This window comes from Deinococcus phoenicis (genome assembly GCF_000599865.1).
Taxonomy (GTDB): domain Bacteria; phylum Deinococcota; class Deinococci; order Deinococcales; family Deinococcaceae; genus Deinococcus; species Deinococcus phoenicis.
In genome coordinates this window covers 20,796-27,113 of the sequence record NZ_JHAC01000066.1, presented here as the reverse complement: position 1 = coordinate 27,113, position 6,318 = coordinate 20,796, and the positions used below count along the sequence as shown (strand labels likewise).

Genomic DNA, 6,318 nt, shown 5'->3' with positions numbered 1-6,318 from the left:
GGGCTGGTTTCAACGGTGTGGCTATACCCTCACCCGGCAACCCTTATGAGCGCCGTCCTAAGCGCTCATCCCTGCTTTAGAAGTCCATCCCGCCCATGCCGCCCATGTCGCCGCCGGCGGGGGCCGCAGGCGCGGCCTTCTCGGGCTTGTCGCTGACGATGGCTTCCGTCGTCAGGATCAGCGCGCCGATGGAGGCAGCGTTCTGGAGGGCGGTGCGGGTCACCTTGGCGGGGTCCACGATCCCGGCCTGCACCATGTCCTCGACGTACTCGCCGGTTGCGGCGTTGAAGCCGTAACGGGGCTGGTCGGAGTTGATGACGGCGTTCACGATGACGCTGCCTTCCTCGCCCGCGTTCATGGCGATCTGGCGGGCAGGCTCTTCCAGGGCGCGGATCAGGATACGCGCGCCGGTCGCCTCGTCACCCGTCAGGCTCTCGGCGGCCTTGCGAACCGCCGGGATCACGCGCAGCAGCGTGGTGCCGCCGCCGGCGACGATGCCTTCTTCCACGGCGCTGCGCGCGGTGGACAGGGCGTCCTCGTAGCGGTGCTTCTTCTCCTTGAGTTCGGTCTCGGTCGCCGCACCCACGCGGATCACGGCCACGCCGCCCGCCAGCTTGGCGAGGCGCTCCTGGAGCTTCTCGCGGGCGTAGTCCGAATCGGTGGTGTCGAGTTCGGCCTTGATCGCGTTGACACGGGCGTCGATCTCGGTCTGGTTGCCCTTGCCGTCCACGATGGTCGTCTCGTCCTTGGTGATGCGGATGCGCGCGGCGCGGCCCAGCATGTCCATGCCCACGTTCTCCAGGCGGTGCCCGAGGTCCTCGCTGACGACCTGACCACCGGTCACGGCGGCGATGTCGCGAAGCATTTCCTTGCGGCGGTCACCGAAGCCGGGGGCCTTCACGGCGGCGATGTTCAGGGTGCCGCGCAGCTTGTTCACGACCAGGGTGGCGAGCGCCTCGCCTTCCACGTCTTCGGCGATGATCAGGAGGGGACGGCCCGTCTGCGCGACCTTTTCCAGCACGGGGAGCAGGTCCTTCAGCGCACTGACCTTCTTCTCGTTGATCAGGATGTAGGCGTCTTCGAGGACGGCTTCCATCGTGTCGGGGCTGGTGATGAAGTAGGGGCTGATGTAGCCCTTGTCGAACTGCATCCCTTCCACCACGTCCACTTCGGTGTCGAAGCCCTTGGACTCCTCAATGGTGATGACGCCTTCCTTGCCGACCTTGTCCATCGCGTTGGCGATTTCCAGGCCGACCTGCTCGTCGTTGGCGCTGATGCCCGCGACCTTCTTGATGGCGTCGCTGTCCTCGACCGGCACGGCCAGCTTGCGGATTTCCTCGGTGGCGACGGCCACGGCCTTGTCGATGCCGCGCTTCAGGGCGAGGGGGTTGGCGCCGGCGGCCACGTTGCGCAGGCCTTCCTTCACGACGGCCTGGCCCAGCACGGTGGCGGTGGTGGTGCCGTCACCCGTGATGTCGTTGGTCTTGCTGGCGACTTCCTTCAGCAGCTGCGCGCCGATGTTCTCCAGCTTGTCCTCCAGCTCCACTTCCTTGGCGACGGTCACGCCGTCCTTGGTGATGGTGGGGCTGCCGAACTTCTTCTCGATCACCACGTTGCGGCCACGCGGCCCAAGGGTCACCTTGACGGCGTTGGCGACGGCGTTGACGCCGCGTTCCAGCGCGCGGCGGGCATTTTCATCAAACACAAGCTGTTTAGCCATGATTGTTGCTCCTTAAGAAAGAAAAACTGAGAAGTCGGGCGTCAGGGCAGCAGAAGAGAGAGACGAAGGCGGGCCTCACGTCTCCTCCAGCAGCCTTTACTCGACGATGGCGAGAACGTCGCGTTCGTTGAGGAGGCTGTAGTTCTTGCCGTCCAGGCTGACTTCGGTGCCGCCGTACTTGGCGAAGTACACCGTGTCGCCCTCCTTGACGTCCAGCGGGACACGCGTGCCGTTGTCGAGCATCTTGCCGTTGCCGACGGCGATGACCTTGCCGCGCTGGCTCTTTTCCTTGGCGGTGTCGGGCACGTAAAGGCCCCCGGCGGTCTTCTGCTCGGTTTCTTCGATGATCTCAACGAGAACGCGGTCGCCCAAAGGTTTCAGCATGGGTGTCCCTCCTGTGAAGTGAAGTGGGTGTGACAGCATCGGCGCGCCGGCTTACCCGGCGGTTTTTGCCGTTCCAGACGGAATACTAGTCCTGCCTTGATAGAAATGTCAACTGCCGGAGTCTGACAATCTGAGTCTAGGGCGCTCAAGGCCCACCAGCACGCGGCTTTTGGGGGTGGGGGTTGCGGGCTATAGGTCTAACATATATATGTAAGAAGACAATACACAGCCGTTTTGTGGAAACCTTTCTGCCCCCTGGTAAGGAGGACGACCTATGCCCCGACCCGATATCCTGTCCCGCAATCCATTCGAGGACGCCTTTGACCGGCTGGGTGACGCGCCGCTGACGCTGGCAGTGCTGGACCTCGATCATTTTCTGACGGTGAACGAGACGCTGGGCCGGGCCGAAGGTGACCGCGTCCTGCGGAGCGTGGAACGGCTCCTGGCGGGGAGCCTGCCGGGCGGCAGCATCATCGGGCGGATCGGCGGCGACGAGTACGCGGTCATCCTGCCCGAGACCGCCGCCGAAACGGCCCTGATCCTCTTCGACGAAGTGATCAAGCACTTCCAGATTCACCGCGACCCCCAGTGGCCGCGCACGCTGGGGCTGAGTGTGGGGCTGGCGGCGCGGCCCGCCCATGCCCACACCTTCGCCGAGCTGTACCGCGCCGCCGATGAGGCCCTGCTGCGGGCCAAACGCGAGGGCCGAGGCCGCGCCTGCATCTACGTGGAAAGCAAGATGGTCCTGAAAAGCAACTACTACCCCAAAAGCCAGCTCGAACGCCTCGCCAAGCTGTCAGGCGCGCTGGGCCGCACCGAGGCGTCCTTGCTGCGCGAGGCGCTGGATGAGTTGATCGAGCGCAACCGGGGGGCGCTGTGAGGGGGAGGGGACAGCTTTCAGCGGTCAGCCGTCCGGCCGAAGAGTGGGGCCGTGCCGCGCCCTTCACCAACCTTTCCCCCTCCACCGATCGCGTGGGCCGCGCCTGCGTGTGGGTGGAGCGTGAGGGCCGCGTGCTGATGGCCGCAAGGGATGCCGGAGGCTGGACCCTGCCGGGCGGCGGTATCCATCCCGGCGAGACGGGCGCGGAGGCCGCCGTGCGCGAGGCCTGGGAGGAATGCGGCGCGCGGGTGGAGGTGTCGGGCGAGGCGCTGACCCTGGCGGAGGGTGCCCTCTGCTTCCCCGCCCGCCTGCTGAGCCTGCACCCCAGCCCCGAGGGCCGCCCGGTCGCCTGGGTGAACCCGCGCACGCTCCCCTGGGCCGACGACGTGCAACTGCGGCAGGTTCTGGCCGCACGCGGCGCGACAGCCCCGGCACTCGCTCTGCCGGGCCGGGTACACCGGGCGCACGTCCAGGCGGAACGGCTGGGGTTTGGCCGCTCGTGCAGTCCGGAAACCGGACGGCTCCTGCGGACGCTGGCGGCCACGCGACCGGCTGGGCACTTCGCGGAGCTGGGCAGCGGGACGGGCGTGGGCGCGGCCTGGTTGCTGGCGGGCATGGACGGGGCCTCGCGCCTGGTGACGGTGGAACTCGACCCCGAGCGTGCCCTGGTCACCCGCACCGTCCTGGCAGGAGACGACCGCGCCGAGGTGCTGCACGGTGACTGGCGGGAGGCGCTCGCCTTCGGCCCCTTCGACCTGATCTTCAGCGACTGTGTACCCGCCAAGCGCGAGACGGAGAGCCTGGACCTCCTGATTTCTGCCCTGCGCCCCGGTGGCCTGTTGGTGCTGGACAACTTCAGCCCGCCGGGGCAGCTGCCCGAAGCCCTGCACGCGGGTGACCCCGAGCGGGAGGCGCTGTGGGCACATCCCGGGCTGACCTGTACCGAGGTGGCTGTGAGTGCAGGCGAGCGCGTGATTCTGGCGGCGAGGACAGGATGAGCGCCCTCCACCTCACCCTCCTGCGCCACGGGCGCAGCCGCGCGGACGACGAGGGCGTGCATGAAGGCCGTTACGACTCGCCGTTGACGGCCGTGGGCCGGGGACAGGCAGAGGCGCTCGCGGCGTACTGGCAGGCGCACCCGCCCGGCTTCGAGGTGGCCTTCTGTTCCACCCTGGCGCGTGCCCGGCAGACGGCGGAGATCGTGACGGCGGCAAAGGTTCCCCTGTATCCGGACGACCTGTGGCGCGAGTGGGACAACGGCCCCCTCGCGGGCCTACCCCGCGCCGAGGCGCTGCGCCGCTTTCCCATTCCCGCCTTCCGGCATGATCTCGACCCGTTCACGGCGGAGGGTGGGGAGAGTCGGGCGGCCATCCGCGCCCGCGCCCTGCTGGCCCTGGAGGGGCTGTGGCGGGCCGGCGCGAACAACGTGCTGGTGGTTTCGCATGGCGGTTTCCTGAACAGCGTGCTGTGCGAGCTGACCGGGGCGGAGCGGGGATGGTTCGCGTTCAGGGCCACGGGCTTTGCCACCCTGACCCTGCGGCGCGACTCGCCTACGGCGCTGCTGACCGGCGTGAATCTCGCGCCGCACCTGGCCGGGCCGCTCAGTCCTGGCGCAGCAACGGATAAGGATTGACCGCGCCGCCCAGCTGATAGATGCCGTAGTGCAGGTGGGTCGGCGTGCCTTTGGCGTTGCCGCTGTCGCCCACGTAACCGACGACCCTGCCGGCCTCGATCCACTGGCCTTCCTGCAAGTCGGCGTAGCGGTCGAGGTGCGCGTAATAGTGCCGCTGTCCGCCGGGACCCAGAACCATCACCGTGCGCCCGCCCAGGCGGTTCTCGCCCACGTTCAGCACGACGCCGCGTGTGGTGGCGTGAACCGGCGTGCCCCGCGCCGCGAAGATGTCCACGCCCTCGTGTTTTCGGCCCTCCGAGCGTGCCCCACCCCAGGTGTCCACGAAGCGCTGGCCGGGCAGCGGGTTGGGGAGGCTCCGCGTGGTCGGGGCAGGCGAGGCCATCAGGGCTGCGTACCGCTGTGCCCTCTGCACGCTGGGCCACAGCAGATAAGCCGCCCCCGCGAACAGCGCGAGAACGAGCAGCAGACGGAGCAGGCGGCGCACCCCTCCAGCATGGGGCGGGGGGATGAGAGCAGGCCGGGCCGTCCTCCCGTTGGCCGCTCTACCGTTCTTCGAGGGCCAGCTCCACCAGGCGCGTCACCAGTTCGCTGTAGCTCAGGCCCGCCGCCTCGAACAGCCTGGGGTACATGCTGGTGGTGGTGAAGCCGGGCATGGTGTTGACCTCGTTCAGGAAGAGGTCGCCGGTCTGCTCGATGTAGAAGAAGTCCACCCGGGCCAGTCCGGCGCAGTCGAGCGCCCGGAAGGCTTCCAGGGCCAGCGCCCGCACGCGCTCGGCCACCTCGGCGGGCAGCGGTGCGGGGACAAACATGGTCGCGCGGCCCTCGGTGTATTTCGTCTCGTAGTCGTAGAAGTCGGCGTCGAAGCGCAGCTCCCCGACCGGGCTGGCGATGGGCGCGTCGTTCCCGAGAATCCCCACCTCCACCTCGCGGGGCTTGTGCGGGGTCATCGCTTCCAGAATCACCCGCCGGTCGAGGTCGAACGCCAGGTCCAGGGCGCGTTCCAGCTCCCCGGGGCGGTTCACCTTGCTGATCCCCACGCTCGACCCCAGGTTGGCGGGCTTCACGAACAGGGGGTAGCCCAGCTCGGCGGCGCGGGCACGCACCTCCTCGGGGGAAGTCTGCCACTCGCGGCGCACCGCCAGCCGCCAGGCGACCTGCGGAATCCCCGACGAGGCCAGCACCTGCTTCGTCATCACCTTGTCCATGCTGACCGCCGACCCCAGCACACCCGACCCCACGAAGGGAATCCCGGCCAGCGTCAGGAGGCCCTGAATGGTGCCGTCCTCGCCCATCGGGCCGTGTAGCAGGGGAAAGACGGCGTCGTAGCCCTCGGCGCTGGCGGCGCGGTGCAGCACCAGGTCACCGCCGCGCTGGGCCTCGCCGGTGTCCAGGGCGCGCTGGGTGTCGGTGGGGGGCAGCCAGCGGCCCTGGGGGCTGATTACTACTGGCGTCACGTCGAACTGGTCGCGGGGCAGGGCGCTCAACACGCTCCGGGCACTCCTCAGACTGACTTCATGCTCGCCGGACTGACCGCCCGCCAGCAGCAGGATGCGCTTCTTCACGGGGTGCAGTATGGCACTCACGCTGCTGCTGGGCCTCCCCAGGAGCATCTGACGCGCAGGAAAGTGCGATCTAGACCTCTTTCCGCTCTTGGCGAACTCTCACACCCGCCGCTCAGCCTACGCTATGATGCCTAGCGTT

The 6,318-nt window shown here is 68.2% G+C and carries 7 protein-coding genes; 3 read left to right on the top strand and 4 right to left on the bottom strand.

Annotated features, from left to right (window positions below):
- Positions 1 to 76: 76 nt before the first annotated feature.
- Together groL and groES are read right to left on the bottom strand one after the other, a co-directional pair.
- Entirely contained in the window at positions 77 to 1,720 is a 1,644-nt protein-coding gene (gene groL, locus DEIPH_RS15980; RefSeq protein WP_034360010.1) for a chaperonin GroEL, read from the bottom strand.
- A 96-nt stretch (positions 1,721 to 1,816) separates the two neighbouring features.
- Positions 1,817 to 2,104: a co-chaperone GroES gene (groES, locus tag DEIPH_RS15975; RefSeq protein WP_034360008.1), complete on the bottom strand. Its 288-nt coding sequence runs from the start codon at positions 2,102 to 2,104 to the stop codon at positions 1,817 to 1,819.
- Positions 2,105 to 2,378: 274 nt separating this feature from the next.
- On the opposite strand from groES, the gene DEIPH_RS15970 reads away from it, so the two are divergent.
- The 3 genes from DEIPH_RS15970 (at position 2,379) to DEIPH_RS15960 (ending at position 4,617) form a co-directional block, all read left to right on the top strand.
- Complete coding sequence (locus DEIPH_RS15970) at positions 2,379 to 2,984, top strand: GGDEF domain-containing protein (protein WP_034360006.1); 606 nt, start codon at positions 2,379 to 2,381, stop codon at positions 2,982 to 2,984.
- A gap of 92 nt (positions 2,985 to 3,076) precedes the next feature.
- Positions 3,077 to 3,982 carry an NUDIX domain-containing protein gene (locus DEIPH_RS15965; protein ID WP_235183272.1) on the top strand — a complete coding sequence of 302 codons (906 nt, stop codon included), beginning with the start codon at positions 3,077 to 3,079 and terminating at the stop codon, positions 3,980 to 3,982.
- Complete coding sequence (locus tag DEIPH_RS15960) at positions 3,979 to 4,617, top strand: histidine phosphatase family protein (protein WP_051517450.1); 639 nt, start codon at positions 3,979 to 3,981, stop codon at positions 4,615 to 4,617. Before DEIPH_RS15965 ends, DEIPH_RS15960 begins: the two co-directional genes overlap by 4 nt.
- Here the strand turns inward: DEIPH_RS15960 and DEIPH_RS15955 are convergent.
- Together DEIPH_RS15955 and DEIPH_RS15950 are read right to left on the bottom strand one after the other, a co-directional pair.
- Positions 4,586 to 5,101, bottom strand: a complete 516-nt coding sequence (locus DEIPH_RS15955; RefSeq protein ID WP_034360004.1) for a M23 family metallopeptidase — start codon at positions 5,099 to 5,101, stop codon at positions 4,586 to 4,588. The genes DEIPH_RS15960 and DEIPH_RS15955 overlap by 32 nt on opposite strands.
- Positions 5,102 to 5,159: 58 nt before the next feature.
- Positions 5,160 to 6,179, bottom strand: coding sequence for a D-alanine--D-alanine ligase family protein (locus DEIPH_RS15950; RefSeq protein WP_034360018.1), 1,020 nt, complete (start codon positions 6,177 to 6,179; stop codon positions 5,160 to 5,162).
- Between the last annotated feature and the right edge of the window lie 139 nt (positions 6,180 to 6,318).

What these genes read in the sequence shown, in the direction of transcription:
- groL (WP_034360010.1), bottom strand. Translation starts at nt 1,720, where the DNA reads ATGGCTAAACAGCTTGTGTTTGATGAAAATGCCCGCCGCGCGCTGGAA.
- groES (WP_034360008.1), bottom strand. Translation starts at nt 2,104, where the DNA reads ATGCTGAAACCTTTGGGCGACCGCGTTCTCGTTGAGATCATCGAAGAA.
- DEIPH_RS15970 (WP_034360006.1), top strand. Translation starts at nt 2,379, where the DNA reads ATGCCCCGACCCGATATCCTGTCCCGCAATCCATTCGAGGACGCCTTT.
- DEIPH_RS15960 (WP_051517450.1), top strand. Translation starts at nt 3,979, where the DNA reads ATGAGCGCCCTCCACCTCACCCTCCTGCGCCACGGGCGCAGCCGCGCG.